The sequence below is a fragment of the Azospira sp. MPR-E4 genome, from assembly GCF_058809645.1.
On the sequence record NZ_JBXAST010000031.1, the window covers coordinates 1 to 16,366 of the forward strand.

The window sequence follows — 16,366 nt, forward strand, 5'->3', positions numbered from 1 at the left end:
GGGTCCCGGGAGAGGCCGGCGGCGGCGAGCTTTGCCAGGTACTCCTGCCACAGGGCGTCCCGGTTGAGGCCCAGTTCGTAGAGGTAGTCCCAGGAGTAGAGGCCGCTATCGTGGCCGTCGGAAAAGACCAGCTTGATGGCGTAGTTGCCGACCGGCTCCACGCGCTCGATCTCCACCGCCTGCTTGCCGGCCTGCAGCCGTTCCTGGCCGGGGCCGTGGCCCCGCACCTCGGCGGAGGGGGAGAGCACCCGCAGGAACTCGTAGGCGAGTTCGAAGCGCTGTCCGTCGGCGAAGCTGATTTCCAGCAGTCGGGATTTCTGGTGCAGCTTGATTTCGGTGGGAATGGGAGTTTCCCGATTGAGCCCGGCCATGGCCGCAAATCCTGCAAAAAAGACGCGCTATCATAGCGCAGATGGGGCCTGGCCGGGACGTCGGGCCCGTGCCGGACGATCCGTTCCGGCTGTCATCAATTTGTCACCTGGCTGCAATAGACTTTTCTGCAAAGCTTAACGGACAACCAACCCAATGCCAGCCAACATCCTTGTCGTCGAAGACGAACCCTCGATCCAGGAACTGATCGCCGCCAATCTGCAGCATGCCGGGCACCAGGTGCTGCGGGCCTACGATGCCGAAGAGGCGGAGCGCAAGGTGCGCGAGGTGCTGCCCGACGTGGTCCTGCTGGACTGGATGCTGCCCGGCATGTCCGGCGTGCAGTTCGCCCGCAAGCTGCGGGCCGACGAGCGGACCAAGGACGTGCCCATCATCATGCTCACCGCCCGGGGCGAGGAGCACGACAAGATTGCCGGCCTCGAAGCCGGGGCCGACGACTACGTCACCAAACCCTTCTCCCCCCGGGAGCTGCAGGCCCGCATCAAGGCGGTGCTGCGCCGGCGGGCGCCCCAGATGACCGAGGACCCGGTGGATATCGAAGGCCTGCGCCTGGATCCCATAACCCATCGGGTGCTGGGCAACGGCAGCCCGGTGGACCTGGGGCCGACGGAATTCCGCCTGCTGCACTTCTTCATGACCCACCCGGAGCGGGTCCACAGCCGGGCCCAGCTGCTGGACCAGGTGTGGGGCGATCATGTGTTCGTCGAGGAGCGCACCGTGGATGTGCACATCCGCCGCCTGCGCTCGGCCCTGGAGCCCACCGGTCACGAACGCCTGATCCAGACCGTGCGCGGCAGCGGATACCGTTTCTCCACCCAGGCCGGTTAAACTGCCGCCCTGACCACTTCTTCCTGATCGGTCTGTCTTCATGGTCAAAGCCGTCTGGCTGCGCGCCTTCTTCTTCCTCTTCCTGCTTTGTGCCGTCACCGGTCCCGTCTGGATCTTCGTCGGCCGCCAGCAGGCCTGGGAAACCTTCTGCGGCGGCCTGCTGCTCTACCTGCTGTACCACCTGTGGTTCCTCGCCAAGCTCATGCGCTGGCTGCGCGGGCCCCTGGACGCCCGGGTGCCCGCCGGCTGGGGCATCTGGGAAGTGGCCTTCGCCGGCCTGCACCGCCGGGTGCGCATCCGCCTGGAGCAGCAGCACTCCCTGGCCCGGGCCCTGGAGCGCTTCCGCCTGGCCGGCGAGGCCCTGCCCGACGGGGTGGTGGTCTTCAACCGGCACCGCCAGATCGACGGCCTCAATGCCCAGGCCGCCGCCCACTTCAATCTCAACCCGGCCACCGACCGGGGCCAGCCGGTCACCAACCTGATCCGCCAGCCGGAGATGGTGAGCTACCTCAGCGCCGGCCAGTTCGACGAGCCCCTGCTGCTGCAGAACGACCTGCACAAGGGCCAGACCCTGCAGATCCAGGTGATCCCCTATGGCGACGACCAGAACCTGCTCATCAGCCGGGACATCAGCCAGCTGGAGCGCCTGGAAAACATGCGCCGGGATTTCGTCGCCAACGTCTCCCACGAACTGAAGACGCCCCTGACCGTGGTCAGCGGCTTCGTCGAGATGCTGGTGGATGATTTCGACGCCTATCCCCGGGAAGACGCCCTGCACTACCTGCGCCTGGTGCAGGAGCAGTCGGGACGCATGCAGCACCTGATCGACGACCTGCTGACCCTCTCCGCCCTGGAGACCGGCAGCCTGACCCCCCTGGACGAACGGGTGGAAGTGCCGGCCCTGCTGGCCTCCATCCAGCAGGAAGCCCAGGCCCTCTCCGCCGGGCGGCACCAGATCAGCCTGGTGTGCGACGGCCCTCCGGTGCTGCTGGGCTGTGCCAACGAACTGCGCAGCGCCTTCGGCAACCTGGCGTCCAACGCCGTGCGCTACACGCCGGATGGCGGCAGGGTGGAACTGATCTGGCAGCGCACCGCCGACGGCGCCGCCTTCACCGTGGCCGACAGCGGCATCGGCATCGCGCCCCAGCACATTCCCCGGCTCACCGAGCGCTTCTACCGGGTGGACCGCAGCCGCTCCCGGGAGACCGGCGGCACCGGCCTCGGCCTGGCCATCGTCAAGCACGTGCTGACACGGCACCAGGGCCGTCTCGAAGTGGAGAGCGAGGCCGGCAAGGGCAGCCGCTTCTCCGCCTGCTTCCCGGCCCTGCGCATTCCCGACTGAGGCGCCGGCAACCGCCCTAGCCGCAGACACTGAAGCTGACCCGTTCGAAATCGGCGCCGCCTTGCAGCAGCTCTTCCAGCTGCACCAGCCAGGTGCCGTCGCTGTGGATTTCCACCTGGCGCCGGGCTGCATACCAGCCCAGGGGCAGGATCAGGGAAGCCCCTTGTTCCAGGCTTGGCACCGGCGGCAGCAGGAAGGCCCGCACATAGGGCTCCGAGGGCGAATGGTCGGCGCCATGGTGGCGTACCGCCACCGCCTGGGGCCGGCCCGCCAGCAGGCTGATGCCGGCCACCAGTCCGCCGGCCTCGGCGCCGTCCCGCTCCTGCATGACCCAATTGGCCTGGCCGAGCATGAACTGCTCCGCCGCCTCTCCGGCCACCCCCACCAACTGACCCTGCTGTAGCCGCTGGCCGGCGCCGTCCCGGCGCAGGCGGTAGCCGGCGGCCGACTCGTTGGCCACGCTCCAGGTATCGGCGGCGAAAGCCAGGCGGGCTGAGGCGACCGCCAGGGGCTGGCTCGGGTCCACCTGGTGCCGGAAAATGAAGAGGCTGTCGAACTCCTGGCGGGAATAGACCCGCACATTGTCGGGCTGCACGAACTCCCGGCCGGCGACGAAGTAGTGCAGGGCTTCCCAGCCGACGCACAGACGCAGCCGGCCCTTGCCCGGGTGGCGCCGGAAGCGGCGCAGGGCGGGGGTCTGGGACCAGGGGCGAAAAAGCAGGGCCAGCAGGTGGACGCACTGGCTGGCGCTGCAGCCTTCGCCCAGGCCGGCGTCCACCGGTGAGAGCCGGGCCTTGAGGCCCTGGTGGGCCTGGCGCAGGCGCAGGGTCAGGCGCGAAGTGTCGAGGCGACGCAGGGTCGGTGCGTCCGCCGTCGCGTCATGGGGCTGGAGGCCGCCGTCCCGAAGCAGATCAACGACGAAGCGGGGCGCGCCATCGCCCGCTGCCAGGGCGTCGATTCCCACCAGGGGCGCCCATAGCCGGGCCCAGCGCCAGGCCAGTTCCAGCTGGCGCAGGGAAAGGCTGTAGGGGCCGGCCAGTTCCAGCAGCAGGGCGGCGTTGTAGATGGCGGCGCAATGGCCTTGGCCGTGTTCCGGCATCTCGGGATCGGCCACCGGCAGGGTGGCCACGCCCCATTCCTCGGCGCTGCCGAAGTAGCCGTGGAGCTCTAGCCACAGGCCCGCTTCCAGTTCGCGCCGGGCCCGGTAGTGCTCGACCATGGCCAGGGCGGTGTAGTGCAGGCAGCGGTGCAGGATCAGGGCCAGCCGCTCCGGTGTGTCCTGGCCTGGCTCCAGCCCCTGGGCGACCCGGGCGTAGGCCTGGGCCATGCGCCGCCAGGCGGCCGTGACCGCGGCGAAGGTCGTTTCTTCCTGGTCCGCCAGGGGCAGGGGGTGGTTGAGGTAGCGTTTGGCCAGCTCCTCCTGGGCGAAGGCGAGGGGCGTGCGGGCCTGCTCCAGGAGCTGCAGGGCGGCCAGAGGCGCCGGCGGGGCAGTCAGCAGGCTGTGCTGGAAGCGGATCAGGCCGTCATGCAGGAGGGGCGGGTCTGCCAGGGGCAGCCGCGCCAGGAAGGCCGCCCCGCTTGGCAGATCGGGGAAGGCCAGGGCGACGCCGGCAGCGTTCGGGTTGCCCATGGCCTAGCCCTCCCGCCCGGACCGGCCGACGGTGCCGGCTGGGTGGCTCGTGAGACCCGGGGAGCGGGCGCTGCCGGCGGCGTTGTGGCAGTAGGGGACGGGACCCGGAGGTCGCAGCGTGGACCGGCGGGGACATGCGGGGGCGGTGCGTGGTGCACTGGTGGGGGCTGGCATGGCGGCGCTCTTCCTGGCGATGGTCCCGGGTCCGGCAACGGCCCAGGAATGGCTTGATTCTTGGGCCCCGGCGGGGCGCCGCCCAAGGAACTAAGTCACGCCGCCTCGTTGCTGCCGCAGCTCACCAGGTCGAAGTCGTGGCCGCTGAAGACCACCTTGTCCAGACGGTAGCGGCGGGACTGGCCCTGTTCCAGCTCCACCGGGCGGTTCTTCAGGTACCAGCCCCGGGGCAGCACCAGGTCGGGCAGGGCGCCCGGATCGGCACCGACGGGCTGGATGATGAAGCCGCCGACGCTGGCCTGGAGCGGCAGGTTGGCGCCCAGGGCCGTCACCGCCACCCCCAGGGCCAGGCCCGGCAGGCGCTTGGCCTTGGCCACGACGCCGCCGCTGCCGGTCTGCATCAGGCTGCTGAGGCGGGTCAGCACCAGCTGCCCGTCCTCCCCGGCAATGGCCGCCAGCTGGCCCACTGCGACCCGGGCGCCGCCTTCGGGGCGGTACAGGCGGAAGGCGTGGGCGCTCTGCTCCAGCAGGGACCAGGTTTCGCCGCTGTAGCGCTGGCTGGCTTCTTCCCTGACGCTGCTGGCGTCGTCCCGGGCGGTGCCGAACACGGCCAGCCGCTCCGCATCCTGGCGGGAATACTGGTAGGCGGCGGCCGCCGCCTTGGGTCGGTGCATCTCGCGGCCGGTGAGGCGGTAGTGGATGGCCTCGTAGCCGAGCACCACCTCCGCCGTGCCGATGGGCTGGCGCAGGTCGAAGGCCCGGGCGATGGCTTCCTGGGACCAGGGGTACTTGAGGTGGGCCAGCAGGCGCTGGGCGTCGCCGGGGCTGACCTCGTCGCCCAGCTGCAGGTCCGCCGGCGATACCGCCTCGGCCAGGCGCCGCCGCAGCTTGCGCATGTGGCTGGCCAGGTCGGCGGTGACGAGTCGGCGCACCTGGGGGCCGAGGATGGCGGAAGGCAGGGGCTTGGCCACCGGCCGGTCGCTTTCCAGGTCGATGACGAAGGGGACCGGCTCGCCGGCGTCGATGCTGGCGATCTGCACCAGCTGAGCCAGGGCCCGGGACCAGCGCCACACCACCGGAATGTCGCGGGAGCGCAGGGAATAGGGCTTGGAGAGGTCGAACAACAGCACCGCCGCATAGCTGCGGGCGCAACTGAGGCTGCGCCCCTTGGGGTCCTGGAACACCAGGTCGGCCACCTGGCGCCGTTCGCTCTCGGCGTAGATGGCGTGGAAGGACTGCCACAGGCCGTCGGGAATCTGGAAGCGGGCCTCCAGGTGTTCGGCCAGGGCCATGCCGCGGCAGAACAGGGCCCGTTCCAGGACCGCCGCCGTGTCGGCGTCGCTGCCGGCCGGGGGCTCGGCGGCCAGCCAGGCGTCGGCGGCGTCCTGCCACAGCTGCACGGTGCGCTGGAACAGGGCCAGTTCCTGGCCCGCGTAGGGTAGGGGGCGGGACAGGTAGCGGCGGGTGGCTTCGTCCTGGACGAAGGCCAGGGCCTTTTCCGCCTGGGCCAGGACGGGAGCCTGCTCCAGGGGCGGCAGGGGATGCCGGGCCAGGGTGGTGAAGAAGCGGGTCAGGGCTTCATGGGTGCGCACCGGATCGGCCATGGGCAGGCGGCCGAGGAAGGCGGCGGCATCGGCACCGCTGCGCAATTCCAGGGGCTGGGCGGCGGTGAGGGTAGCGGGTTTCATCATGACGCACCTCCGGAGGTGACGTAGCTTTTTTGTTCTTTAAGCTTAGATGAGAATTCAGCCGGAAATGGGGGCGAGGCCGGTCTTATGGGCAGCCATTGTGCCTGCCGGGCCCCGAAACGCCAAGGCGCCACCGTATAATCGGAATCCCTGCTCCCCATCCCCGGCTCACCCATTCCATGAATGACCGTCAACTGGCCAGCCTCTGGCAGCAACGTCTTTCCACCCGCCGCTTCAAGGTCAAGGCCGGCGAGATCATCGAGGCCCGGGCATCCACGGCGGCGGAAGGGGCGGCGGGGCTGCGCACCGAATATCACATCGACCACGACCGGGTGGTCTTCTCCACCGCCTTCCGGCGCCTGGGGCGCAAGACCCAGGTCCATCCCCTGGCCACCCACGACCACACCCACAACCGCCTCACCCACAGCGTCGAAGTGGCCTGCGTCGGCCGCAGCCTGGGCAACCGGGTGGGGGCCATGATGGCCGAGCAGGGCTATCTGCCGGAGGGCATCACCCCCTTCGACCTGGGCATGGTGGTGCAGGTGGCCTGCCTGGCCCACGACATCGGCAATCCCCCCTTCGGCCACACCGGCGAGGATGCCCTGCGGGCCTGGTTCCGCGATGCCCGCAACGCTTCCTTCCTGACCGGCCTGTCCGAGGCCGAGCGCCTCGATGTGCAGACCTTCGAGGGCAACGCCCACGGCTTTCGCATGGTCTCCCGCCTGGAGATGTACGCCAACGAAGGCGGCATGCGCCTCACCGCCGCCGCCCTGGGGGCCATGATCAAGTATCCGTGGACCGTGGCCGCCAGCCCCAAGCCGGGCAAGTTCAATTTCTACCAGTCCGAACTGGCCTATTTCGAGGCCGTGGCCGAGGCCCTGGGACTGCCCCGGAGCGGCGACCGCTGGGGGCGCCATCCCCTGTCCTACCTGATGGAGGCGGCGGACGACGTCTGCTACGCCATCCTGGACCTGGAGGATGCGGTGGAAATGGGCATCCTGGAGGTGGAGGAGTTCGAGCGCCTGATCAATCCCCTGGCCGCCGCCGAGAGCGGCCGGGTGTGGGAGAGCCCCGGCGCCCGCCAGCGCTGCGCCATGCTGCGCGGCGTCGCCGTGGGGCGTTGCGTCAATGCCATCAGCGAAGCCTTCATCAAGAACCTGCGCTCCCTCACCGACGGCACCTTCAGCGAAAGCACCGGCGCCAAGGACCTGCTGGCGGCCTGTCCGGAGGATGTGGACCGGGTCCTCTCCGAGGCCAAGGACCTGGCCCGGCGCCGGGTCTACCGCCACAAGAGCAAGGTCATGACCGAGCTGGCGGCCTATCCCTGCCTGGCTTCCATCCTGGATGTGCTGGTGCCGGCGGTGCATGCCCAGGTGACGGGCAGCGGCGAGGTGGACAACCGGCAGAAGACGGCCCTCTCCCTGCTGGAGGTGCCGGTGCGGCGCGAGGCCGGGCTTTACGCCGCCTACATGGAAGTGCTGGACTACGTCGGCGCCATGACCGACAACGCGGCGGCGACCCTGGCCCGGGAAATTTCCGGCGTGGGGATTATCTGAGGGCGTTGCGGCGCAGCCGGCGGCGGTCCAGCCACCAGGCGTAGAAGGGCAGGATCAGGGCCGAGCCCGGCAGCAGCAGGAACAGCAGGTAGGGCGAGAGGCGGGAGAGGCGCCGCAGGTGGCGCAGCAGTTCGGCCTTTTCCTCGGTGGTCCAGTGGCCGCCATTGCGGGTCTTCATCAGCAGGGGCATCAGTCCCCGCATCTGCAGCACTTCCGTGATGACCTGGCGCGACTGCCGCTTCTGGGCGGCGAGTATCTGCCGCAGCAGCGTTTCTTCAGGGACAGGGTCGGCGGCGGCGGTGGCCGCCGTGTTCTCGGGCGGGGCCATGGCTCAGCCCCGGCTGCGTTGGCTGAGGTCGTTCAGGCGCTGCCGCAGGGCAACGTAGGTCTTCCAGCCGAAATAGCCGCGCCGCAGCCAGCGGAAGACCCGCTTCGGCCGCAGGATGAAGCTGAAGGCCAGGCCGGCGCCCACGGTTCCCGGATGTTCCCTGAGCCAGCGCAGTCCCTGGGCCCCCGTGTCGGCGGCTCCCAGGGTGGTGGCCAGGGGCCAGCTGTCCCGGGCCAGGGCTTCGCGCTGGGCCTGGATCTTGGCGGAGAGGCGGCCCCGCTTGTGGGCCAGCTCGAGCAGGCGCTCGTTCATGGCCGGGGCTGTTCCCCGTTGGCCTTGGCCTGGGCTGCGCGCAGGGCTTCCAGATCGGCCTGCAGCTCACTGATGCTGCTGGCGAAGAGGCCGGAGCGGCGGCGGGAGAGGCGCAGGGCCGTGGCGGTGAGGGCCAGGCCGCCACCGATGAAAATCAGGGAGAAAACGGCAAAGATGACGATGCGGCTTTCCCAGAAGGCGGCAGCCACCAGGGCCACCAGCAGCACCATGCCGATGCACAGGAAGACCAGGGCGGCGACGCTGAACACCAGCAGCTGGGTGAGACGGATCTTTTCCTCTTCCAGTTCGGCACCGAGCAGTTCCAGGCGCGTCTTGCCCGTCGCCACCAGGGTGGCGAGCAGACGTTTCAGGGAAGCAAAGAAGCCCGCGCTTTGATCGGCCATGGGTTTACCGGAGTGGAAGTGGAACGGGATGGAACGGAAAAACAAACCCGGAAGGCGCGCCACGCGTGCCGGAGCACGCGCCGTCCTTCCGGGAGGCGTTACGGCTGCGGCTTAGCGGCGGCCGATGATGACGCCGAGCAGCAGGCCCACGCCGGCGGCGATGCCGACGGCCTTCCAGGGGTTTTCATGGACGAAGTCGTCGGTGGCGCGGGCGGCGGCCTTGGTCTTGTCCACCAGGGCGGCTTCGGCGTCGGCCAGGCGGATCTTGGCGTCCCGCAGGCGGTCCTGGATTTTCTCGCGCAGTTCGGAAACCTTTTCGCCGGCGGAGCTGGCGGTGGCGCGCAGCAGTTCTTCGGCGTCGGCAACCACCACCTTCAGGTCGGTGACCAGCTTTTCCTTGGAGACGGCGGACAGATCGGTATTGGCATTCATGGCGATTCCTCTTTTCGGAGTATGTTGCGGAAATCTTGCAGCGGGGCTCACAGCTGGGCCGTCAGTGCGAGTTGACCAGAGTAACGGGAGTCCGCCCCAAAATCAACGCGCCCATGCAGGCGGCAAATGACAGGGGCCTAGGCGGGGGCGAAGTCGTAGTCCACGATCAGGGGGGCGTGGTCGGAGAAGCGCTGCTCCTTGTAGACAAAGGCCTCCCGGGCGGTGGCGGCGATGCCGGGGGTGGCAATGTGGTAATCGATGCGCCAGCCCACGTTCTTGGCCCGGGCCTGGCCCCGGTTGGACCACCAGGTGTAGGCCTCGCCGGTGGCTTCCGGATGCAGGCGGCGGTACACGTCGACCCAACCCTTGTGCTCGAACAAGTCGCCGATCCAGGCCCGCTCTTCGGGCAGGAAGCCGGAGTTCTTCAGGTTGCCCTTCCAGTTCTTCAGGTCGATTTCCTGATGGGCGATGTTCCAGTCGCCGCACAGCACCACTTCCCGGCCTTCGGCCTGGAGTGCGGCGAGTACCGGCGCGAATTCGTCCATGAACTGGAATTTGGCTTCCTGCCGCTCCGGCGAGCTGGAGCCGGAGGGCACATACACGGAAATGACCGAGAGATTGCCGAAATCGGCGCGGATGTAGCGGCCTTCGGCGTCGAAGCCGGCATGGCCGATGCCTTCGCTGACCCGGTCCGGCTGCTGGCGGCACCACAGGCCGACACCGCTGTAACCCTTCTTCTCGGCATAGTGGAAATAGCCGGTGAAGCCGGGCGGATTGGACATTTCCGGAGTCAGGTCCGGGGCCTGGGCCTTCAGTTCCTGCAGACAGACGATGTCGGCGTCCTGGGCGGCCAGCCATTCGGCCAGGCCCTTGTTGAAGGCGGAGCGGATGCCGTTGAGATTGAGGGAGATGATGCGTAACATTGCCTTGTTGCGCCGCGCCAGGCGGCGATCGGAATAATTAGGAAACAGGATCGTTATGGATTTTCGTCAGGAGTTCATCGAGTTCGCCGTGGCCCGCCAGGTGCTGCGTTTCGGCGAGTTCAAGACCAAGGCCGGGCGGCTTTCGCCCTATTTCTTCAACTCCGGCCTGTTCAACGACGGGGACTCTCTCCTGCGGCTGTCCCAATTCTACGCGAAAGCCATCGCCGCCTCCGGCCTTGAGTTCGACCTGCTCTTCGGCCCGGCCTACAAGGGCATTCCCCTGGTGTCCGCGGTGGCCGTGGCTCTCGCCGGCCAGGGCCGCAATCTGCCCTATTCCTTCAACCGCAAGGAGGCCAAGGACCACGGCGAAGGCGGCACCATCGTCGGCGCCCCCCTGCAGGGTCGGGTGCTGATCGTGGACGACGTGATTTCCGCCGGCACTTCCGTGCGCGAATCGGTGGAACTGATCCGTGCCGCCGGGGCCACCCCGGCGGGCGTCGTCATCGCCCTGGACCGCATGGAGCGGGGCACCGGCGAACTTTCCGCGGTGCAGGAAGTGGAGCGGGACTACGGCATTCCGGTGGTGGCCGTGGCCACGCTGGAAGATCTGATGACCTATCTGGCCGGCCGTGGCGACCTGGCAACCCACCAGGCCGCGGTGGCGGCTTATCGGAGCCAGTATGGCGTGGCGCGTCGCTAGTCTGCTGTTGCTTGCCGCGGCCGTTGTGCCGGCCCATGCGGGGAGGCTCTACTGCTGTGAGGTCAATGGCCAGAAGACCTGCGGTGACAGCGTTCCGGCCCAATGCCAGGCCAAGGGCTACAAGGAACTCAATGCCCAGGGCGTGGCGGTAAGGGAGGTGGGGCCGCCCCTGACACCCGAACAGCGTGCCAGACAGGAAGAGGAGCAGCGCCGCCGCGTCGAAGCCGAAGCTGCCCTCAAGGAGCAGAAGCGCAAGGATATGGCCCTGCTCAATACCTACAGCAGCGAGAAGGACATCGATGCCCTCAAGGCTCGGGGCGAGCAGGACTTGCTGGGACAGATCAAGCAGTCGGAAAACAAGTTGGCGGATTCCCAGAAGCGCCTGAAGAAATACCGCGATGAACTGGAGTTCTACAGGAACAAGCCGCTTCCCCTCGAGCTGGACAAGAATCTCAAGGACACCGAGCATGAGGTCAAGAGCTTCCAGGAGCTGATCCAGCGGCGCAAGCAGGAACTGGATCAGATGCGCGCCAAGTACGACCAGGACAAGCTGCGTTATGGCGAACTGACCCGGGCCCGGGCCGCCAATCCTGCCAGCTTGCACCCTGCACTGGTGCAGCCCGCACCGCCACCGGCTGTTGAACGCCCCCGCTGAGACTTCCGGTCCGGTTGGGGCCGGGCTGACGCCCCGGGGGGCTTTCCTCCTGGGATTGCGGGCCCTGCTGCCCCTGCTGGTGGGGGTGGCGCCCTTTGGCGTCATCTATGGCGTGGTGGCGCTGCAGTCGGGCATCCCGCCCCTGGCGGCGGTGCTCATGTCTTCCGTGGTCTTCGCCGGTTCGGCCCAGTTCCTCCTGGCCCAGCTGATCGGCGTGGGCGCTCCCCTTCTGCTCATGGTCGGCGCCGCCGCGGTGCTCAACCTGCGCCATGCCCTGTACAGCGCCTCGGTGGCGCCCCTGCTGGGACATCTGCCCTGGCGCTGGAAGCTGGCCCTGGCCTATCTGCTGACCGACGAGGCCTACGCCGCCGCCATTCCCTACCTACTCGATCCGGCCCACAAGGCGGTGCGCCACTGGCTGCTGCTGGGCAGCGGCCTGGCCCTGTGGAGCAGCTGGCAGCTGGCCACCCTGGCCGGGGTGCTGCTGGGACGGGGGCTGCCGGCGGACCTGCCCCTGGACTTCGCCCTGCCCCTGACCTTCATCGCCATCGTGGTGCCCCTCATCGACAGCCGCAGCCGGCTGGCGGCGGCCCTGGTGGCGGCGGCCGTGGCCGTGGTTGCCGCGGCGCTGCCCTACAAGCTGGGCCTGTTCTGTGCCGCCCTGGCCGGTCTGGTGGCCGGCGTCCTGCTCCTGCCCCGGCGGAGCATAGGGGAGCCGCGGCCATGAACGGCGAACTGTGGCTGTTGTTCGGGGCGGCGGGGCTGCTGACCCTCCTCATCCGCCTCTCCTTCATTGCCGCCGAGGGGCGTTACCGGGCGCCCGCCTGGTTCGTTGCCGCCCTGCCGTTCGTGCCCATCGCCGCCCTTAGCGCCCTGGTGGCGCCGGAACTGTTCCTGGCGGCCGGGGAATTGCGCCTGGGGCCCCGCTTCTGGGCCGGCCTGGTGGCCATCGCGGTGGCGGCCTGGCGGCGCAACACCCTGCTCACCATCGGCAGCGGCTTCATGGCCTTGTGGCTGTTCTCCTGAACCCTCAGGGCAGGACGAAGGTGCTGCGCTCCTCCCGCCGGGTACGCGGATCGTCCACGGCGACGATGTGGAAGCGGATGGGCTGAATGCCTTGCCGCTCCGCCGGCCCCGGGACGGCCACGGTGACATGGACCGGGGCCGTGGCGCCGGCGGGTGCAGCGAAGCGCTGCGCCCCCTGAATCCGGATGCCCGGCAGGCCTTCCGCCCGCACTTCGAATTCCCGGTCCTGCTCCGCCAGGTTCATCAGCTTCAGGGTGTAGGCGTTCTCGAAGTCGCCCTCCGCCGTTTCCCGCACCAGGGCGCCCCGGTCCCGCAGCACGTCCACCAGCAGCAGGGAGCGCTCGGACAGGGTCCAGGCGCCGAGCAGGGTGAAGCAGCCCAGCACCGTGACGTAGACCGCCAGGCGGGGCCGCTTCCAGTGGCGGGAACTCTGCCGGCCGCTGGCCAGTTCGGTTTCCGAGGCGAAGCGGATCAGGCCCCGGGGGCTGCCCACCTTGTCCATCACCGTATCGCAGGCGTCGATGCACAGGCCGCAGTTGATGCACTGGTATTGCAGGCCGTCCCGGATGTCGATGCCGGTGGGACAGACCTGGACGCAGATGCCGCAGTCGATGCAGTCGCCCTGGCCGCTCTGCCGCCTGGCACCGCGGGGTTCGCCCCGGGCCGCGTCATAGGCCACGTTGCGGGTTTCCGGATCGAACATGACGCCCTGGAAGCGGGAATAGGGGCACATGTGCTGGCACACCATCTCCCGGGTGAAGCCGGCCTGCACATAGGTGAACAGGGTGTAGAAGATCAGCCAGAAGGCTTCCCAGGGGCCCAGGGTGAAGGCGGCCAGGTGGGGCAGCAGCTGCCGGATGGGGGTGAAGTAGCCGACGAAGGTGATGCCGGTCCACAGGGCGATGGCCAGCCACAGGCCGTGCTTGGCGCCCTTGCGCAGCAGCTTGTCAGCGTCCAGGGACCGCTCGGCCAGCTTCAGGCGGGCCAGGTGGTCCCCTTCCACCTTGGCCTCCACCCACATGAAGATGCTGGTGTACACCGTCTGGGGACAGGCGAAGCCGCAGAAGAGGCGGCCGGCCACGGCGGTGACGAGGAACAGGCCGGTGGCCGAGAGGATCAGCACCAGGGCCAGCAGCAGGGCGTCCTGGGGCCACAGCACCAGGCCGAAGAGGTACAGCTTCTCGTGCACGATGTCGAACAGCAGGGCCTGGCGGCCATCCCACTCCAGCCAGCAGGCGCCGTAGAAGACGATCTGGGTAGCCCACACCATGAGCCAGCGCAGGCTGTTGAAGCGGCCGCTGACGGCCCGGGGATGGATCTGGCGCTTGTTGCGGTACAGGGCGATGCGGGCGCTCTGTACCTTGTTGACGGTCTTGTGGCTCATGCTCGGTCTTTCGCTGGCAATGGGAATAGGGGGGATTTCCGTTGCTGCGAGTAGAACATCGGCCAGGATTTGGACACAGATTCAGTAAGTCGTGTTTTCGATAGGAACAGATTGCCGGCCGACCTTCATCCAGGGGACTTCCAGACCTGCACATGGCCTTGATTCCCATCAAATTATTGCCCCGATCCGAAGTGCCAGACTGGGAGTCCCGGCTGTTCCCATGGAAAAGCTCACCGGCTGTACCCGCTGCCGGGCGGCGGGACGGGGAACAATGGGGCCCATGTCCGGACAGTCCGGACCGTGGGGTCATGAGGAGAAGCAGGATGGAGGCGGTCATCAAGCCGGAAATCGACATCGGCGGCCTGGGGCAGTCCGGGCCGGGGCATAGCCTTGCCCAGGGCAGGGGCTGGATTCCCGGCAACAAGGGCATCTGGGTCGGCATCACCTGCGAATTCGTCGAATTCGCCCTGATGTTCGCCGTCTATTTCATCGCCCGGGCCCATTACCCCGAGGCCTTTGCCAACGGTTCGGAACTGCTCAACAAGACGGCGGGCACCACCATCACCGTGCTCATGGTCACCAGCAGCTTCTTCGTCGCCTGCGCCGTGGCGGCCCTGCGCGCCGGCCGGCCCCGGCGGCAGGCGGTGCTGTGGCTGGTGGCGGCCCTGGTGGTGGCCCTCGGCTACCCGGTGGTGAAGGTCTACGAGATCACCGGCAATCTGGCCCAGGGCATCGACGGCAGCGCCGGCATTTTCTACACGGTCTATTACTACCTGACCTTCAACCATCTGGTGCACGCCTCCTGGGGCATCCTGGGCATGCTCTGGGTGCTGGTGCGGCTGGTCCTGGGCGGCTATTCCCGGGAGGACCACAGCGGCCTGGAGGCCCTGGCCAGCTACTGGCACGCCACGGACATCATCTGGCTGATCCTCTATCCCCTGTTCTACGTTCTGGCCTGAAGGAGACCGACGCCATGCATCCGTCCTCCCCGTCTTCCCTGCTGCCCCCCGGCGCACCGGTTCTGCCCTGGCTGGCCCTGGTGGTCCTGACCTTCCTCAGCCTGTTCCTGGGGGAATGGTTCCACGGGGCGGCCTGGCTACCCCTGCTGGTGGCCGCCATCCTGTGGGGCAAGGGCACCCTGGTGGCCCGCCACTTCATCGAATCCCACCGGGCCCACCCCTTCATCGCCTGGCTGTTGCGGGTCTTCATCCTGCTGACGCCCCTGCTGCTGTTGCTCACCGCCTTTTTCGGCCGGCCGGTGGCCCGCTTCTTCTCCCTGTAATCGCGTACTCCCACCAGCCCCGGTCCGCCTGTCCCAGGCGCCGGGGCTTTTTGTCGTCCGGGGCAACTGTTCCTAGCGAATTAGCGAAGTTCTGACGCTGTTATTGCCGGCAGGGGAATGGTCTACTCGGCTCCCATACAGTTCTTGGAGCCGGTGATGAAAGTCGTTGCCCTGTTGGTTCAGCCCAGCGGTGTGGAGTGGGATATGGCGGACATGGCGGAAATGGCAGCCCGCCTGCCGGGCCTGATTCCCCTGGAATCCGTTGCCCCGGGGCAAGTCCCGGATGCCCTGTCCCTCAGCTGGGCCCCATTGCCGGCCGCTGCTCCGGGGGCCCCGGGCAAGAGCCTGAGGGAGTTGGAGCGGGAATTCCTGGAGCGGGTCCTGGCGGAGTACAAGGGCAACAAGAGCGCGGCGGCCAAGTCCCTGAAGATGCATCGCCGCACCCTGCAGCGCAAACTGGCCCGCGGCTCCTAGTCGCGAATTGGAGGCGAGCCGATGCGCAACCTGCTGCCAGGTCTGATTGCCAACACGGAGCAGGGACTGGCCGACCGTCATGTCTGCCTGCGGCGCTACGGTCCCGGCCGCCTGGTGCTGGAAGGCTACGACCGGCCGGGACTGTTCTACATCCAGCATGGCCGCATGGAGCTGCTGATCACCACGGCGGACGGCAACGAGCGCTGCATGCGCATCCTCGCCGAATCCGACCTGTTCGGCCTGGAATGTCTCCATGCCGGGGCCACGGTGCCGGGCTACCAGGTGCGGGCCATCACCTATTCCTCCGTGGTCCACGTGGATGTGGAACTGCTGGACCTGTGGCTGGCCACCGTGCCCGAGTTCCGGCACCGGCTGGCGGCCCGCATCGCCGCCGACATCGCCCGCCTGGAACAGGAGCGGGAAAAGACCGTGGCCTTCTCCGTGGCCGAGCGGCTGGTCTGCTACCTGCGTTGCGGCGAGACCTGCGCCCATTTGTCGCCGGCACCGCCGGAGCCGGCGGGCCCCCTGCCCATGGCCATCCTGGCGCGACGTATCGGCTGCAGCCCGGCCTATCTTTCCCGGGCCGTGCGCAAGCTGGCCCAGCAGGGCGTGGTGCAGCGGGTCAATCACCTGCCCCGCATCGACCGCATGGAAAACTTCTCGCCCTGTCCCTGCAGCGTCGTGCCGGAAGGCGGCGAGCTGCGCCATGCCCTGCGCCGCTTGGCCTGAGGTGCCCCGCGGCCGGCTACGGTTTTGATATCGGTGCCGATCTGTAGCTATCGGAAATCCGGTGTTCTGCCCCCGTTCCCCGGAGAGTCCCGGTGGTTTACTGACGCGG

General features: G+C 68.2%; 20 protein-coding genes. 11 read left to right on the plus strand and 9 right to left on the minus strand.

Features of this window, described 5'->3' with window-relative positions; all coding sequences use genetic code 11:
- A partial coding sequence (locus tag AC1RTA_RS10445; RefSeq protein ID WP_492784684.1) for a gamma-butyrobetaine hydroxylase family protein occupies positions 1-371 on the minus strand: 371 nt, incomplete at its 3' end.
- A gap of 154 nt (positions 372-525) precedes the next feature.
- Between AC1RTA_RS10445 and phoB the strand changes: the two genes are divergently transcribed.
- Together phoB and phoR are read left to right on the plus strand one after the other, a co-directional pair.
- On the plus strand, positions 526-1,218 hold the full coding sequence (gene phoB, locus AC1RTA_RS10450) for a phosphate regulon transcriptional regulator PhoB (RefSeq protein ID WP_014235970.1): 693 nt from the start codon (positions 526-528) through the stop codon (positions 1,216-1,218).
- Between the two features lie 40 nt (positions 1,219-1,258).
- Complete coding sequence (gene phoR, locus AC1RTA_RS10455) at positions 1,259-2,560, plus strand: phosphate regulon sensor histidine kinase PhoR (RefSeq protein ID WP_152090199.1); 1,302 nt, start codon at positions 1,259-1,261, stop codon at positions 2,558-2,560.
- 16 nt (positions 2,561-2,576) lie between these two features.
- Here phoR and AC1RTA_RS10460 read toward each other — a convergent pair whose 3' ends face one another.
- Both AC1RTA_RS10460 and AC1RTA_RS10465 read right to left on the minus strand, forming a co-directional pair.
- Positions 2,577-4,190, minus strand: a complete 1,614-nt coding sequence (locus AC1RTA_RS10460; protein WP_492784685.1) for a cyclic-di-GMP receptor FimW-related protein — start codon at positions 4,188-4,190, stop codon at positions 2,577-2,579.
- A gap of 269 nt (positions 4,191-4,459) precedes the next feature.
- The gene (locus AC1RTA_RS10465; protein ID WP_492784686.1) at positions 4,460-6,055 is read right to left on the minus strand and encodes a cyclic-di-GMP receptor FimW-related protein; all 1,596 of its coding nucleotides are present in this window, start codon (positions 6,053-6,055) and stop codon (positions 4,460-4,462) included.
- Positions 6,056-6,231: 176 nt separating this feature from the next.
- On the opposite strand from AC1RTA_RS10465, the gene AC1RTA_RS10470 reads away from it, so the two are divergent.
- On the plus strand, positions 6,232-7,608 hold the full coding sequence (locus tag AC1RTA_RS10470) for a deoxyguanosinetriphosphate triphosphohydrolase (RefSeq protein ID WP_014235974.1): 1,377 nt from the start codon (positions 6,232-6,234) through the stop codon (positions 7,606-7,608).
- Here the strand turns inward: AC1RTA_RS10470 and AC1RTA_RS10475 are convergent.
- The 5 genes from AC1RTA_RS10475 to AC1RTA_RS10495 form a co-directional block, all read right to left on the minus strand.
- Positions 7,601-7,936 (minus strand): hypothetical protein, encoded by a 336-nt coding sequence (locus AC1RTA_RS10475; RefSeq protein WP_152090201.1) that lies wholly within the window; start codon positions 7,934-7,936, stop codon positions 7,601-7,603. The genes AC1RTA_RS10470 and AC1RTA_RS10475 overlap by 8 nt on opposite strands.
- Positions 7,937-7,939: 3 nt before the next feature.
- Positions 7,940-8,248 carry a YqjK-like family protein gene (locus tag AC1RTA_RS10480; protein WP_014235976.1) on the minus strand — a complete coding sequence of 103 codons (309 nt, stop codon included), beginning with the start codon at positions 8,246-8,248 and terminating at the stop codon, positions 7,940-7,942.
- Positions 8,245-8,652: a phage holin family protein gene (locus AC1RTA_RS10485; protein WP_492784687.1), complete on the minus strand. Its 408-nt coding sequence runs from the start codon at positions 8,650-8,652 to the stop codon at positions 8,245-8,247. The genes AC1RTA_RS10480 and AC1RTA_RS10485 overlap by 4 nt, the downstream gene beginning before the upstream one ends.
- 111 nt (positions 8,653-8,763) lie before the next feature.
- Positions 8,764-9,084, minus strand: a complete 321-nt coding sequence (locus AC1RTA_RS10490) for an ElaB/YgaM/YqjD family protein (protein WP_014235978.1) — start codon at positions 9,082-9,084, stop codon at positions 8,764-8,766.
- A 137-nt stretch (positions 9,085-9,221) separates the two neighbouring features.
- Complete coding sequence (locus tag AC1RTA_RS10495; RefSeq protein WP_152090202.1) at positions 9,222-10,007, minus strand: exodeoxyribonuclease III; 786 nt, start codon at positions 10,005-10,007, stop codon at positions 9,222-9,224.
- A 55-nt stretch (positions 10,008-10,062) separates the two neighbouring features.
- Between AC1RTA_RS10495 and pyrE the strand changes: the two genes are divergently transcribed.
- The 4 genes from pyrE to AC1RTA_RS10515 are packed head-to-tail and all read left to right on the plus strand — an operon-like array spanning position 10,063 to position 12,388.
- A complete protein-coding gene (gene pyrE / locus AC1RTA_RS10500; protein WP_492784688.1) occupies positions 10,063-10,707 on the plus strand; it encodes an orotate phosphoribosyltransferase in 645 nt (214 codons plus the stop codon).
- The gene (locus AC1RTA_RS10505; protein ID WP_492784689.1) at positions 10,688-11,362 is read left to right on the plus strand and encodes a hypothetical protein; all 675 of its coding nucleotides are present in this window, start codon (positions 10,688-10,690) and stop codon (positions 11,360-11,362) included. The genes pyrE and AC1RTA_RS10505 overlap by 20 nt, the downstream gene beginning before the upstream one ends.
- Complete coding sequence (locus tag AC1RTA_RS10510) at positions 11,346-12,089, plus strand: AzlC family ABC transporter permease (RefSeq protein ID WP_492784690.1); 744 nt, start codon at positions 11,346-11,348, stop codon at positions 12,087-12,089. The genes AC1RTA_RS10505 and AC1RTA_RS10510 overlap by 17 nt, the downstream gene beginning before the upstream one ends.
- Positions 12,086-12,388, plus strand: a complete 303-nt coding sequence (locus AC1RTA_RS10515) for an AzlD domain-containing protein (protein WP_492784691.1) — start codon at positions 12,086-12,088, stop codon at positions 12,386-12,388. The genes AC1RTA_RS10510 and AC1RTA_RS10515 overlap by 4 nt, the downstream gene beginning before the upstream one ends.
- 4 nt (positions 12,389-12,392) lie before the next feature.
- Here the strand turns inward: AC1RTA_RS10515 and ccoG are convergent, their stop codons facing one another.
- Complete coding sequence (gene ccoG, locus AC1RTA_RS10520) at positions 12,393-13,772, minus strand: cytochrome c oxidase accessory protein CcoG (protein ID WP_492784692.1); 1,380 nt, start codon at positions 13,770-13,772, stop codon at positions 12,393-12,395.
- A 323-nt stretch (positions 13,773-14,095) separates the two neighbouring features.
- Here ccoG and AC1RTA_RS10525 point away from each other — a divergent pair, with 323 nt between their 5' ends.
- From AC1RTA_RS10525 to AC1RTA_RS10540, 4 genes are all read left to right on the plus strand, one after another.
- Positions 14,096-14,731: a cytochrome c oxidase subunit 3 family protein gene (locus tag AC1RTA_RS10525; protein WP_014235985.1), complete on the plus strand. Its 636-nt coding sequence runs from the start codon at positions 14,096-14,098 to the stop codon at positions 14,729-14,731.
- 14 nt (positions 14,732-14,745) lie between these two features.
- Positions 14,746-15,054, plus strand: a complete 309-nt coding sequence (locus AC1RTA_RS10530; protein ID WP_492784693.1) for a hypothetical protein — start codon at positions 14,746-14,748, stop codon at positions 15,052-15,054.
- Between the two features lie 156 nt (positions 15,055-15,210).
- On the plus strand, positions 15,211-15,528 hold the full coding sequence (locus AC1RTA_RS10535; RefSeq protein WP_492784694.1) for a helix-turn-helix domain-containing protein: 318 nt from the start codon (positions 15,211-15,213) through the stop codon (positions 15,526-15,528).
- Positions 15,529-15,549: 21 nt separating this feature from the next.
- Positions 15,550-16,257 (plus strand): Crp/Fnr family transcriptional regulator, encoded by a 708-nt coding sequence (locus tag AC1RTA_RS10540; RefSeq protein ID WP_492784695.1) that lies wholly within the window; start codon positions 15,550-15,552, stop codon positions 16,255-16,257.
- Positions 16,258-16,366 lie beyond the last annotated feature (109 nt).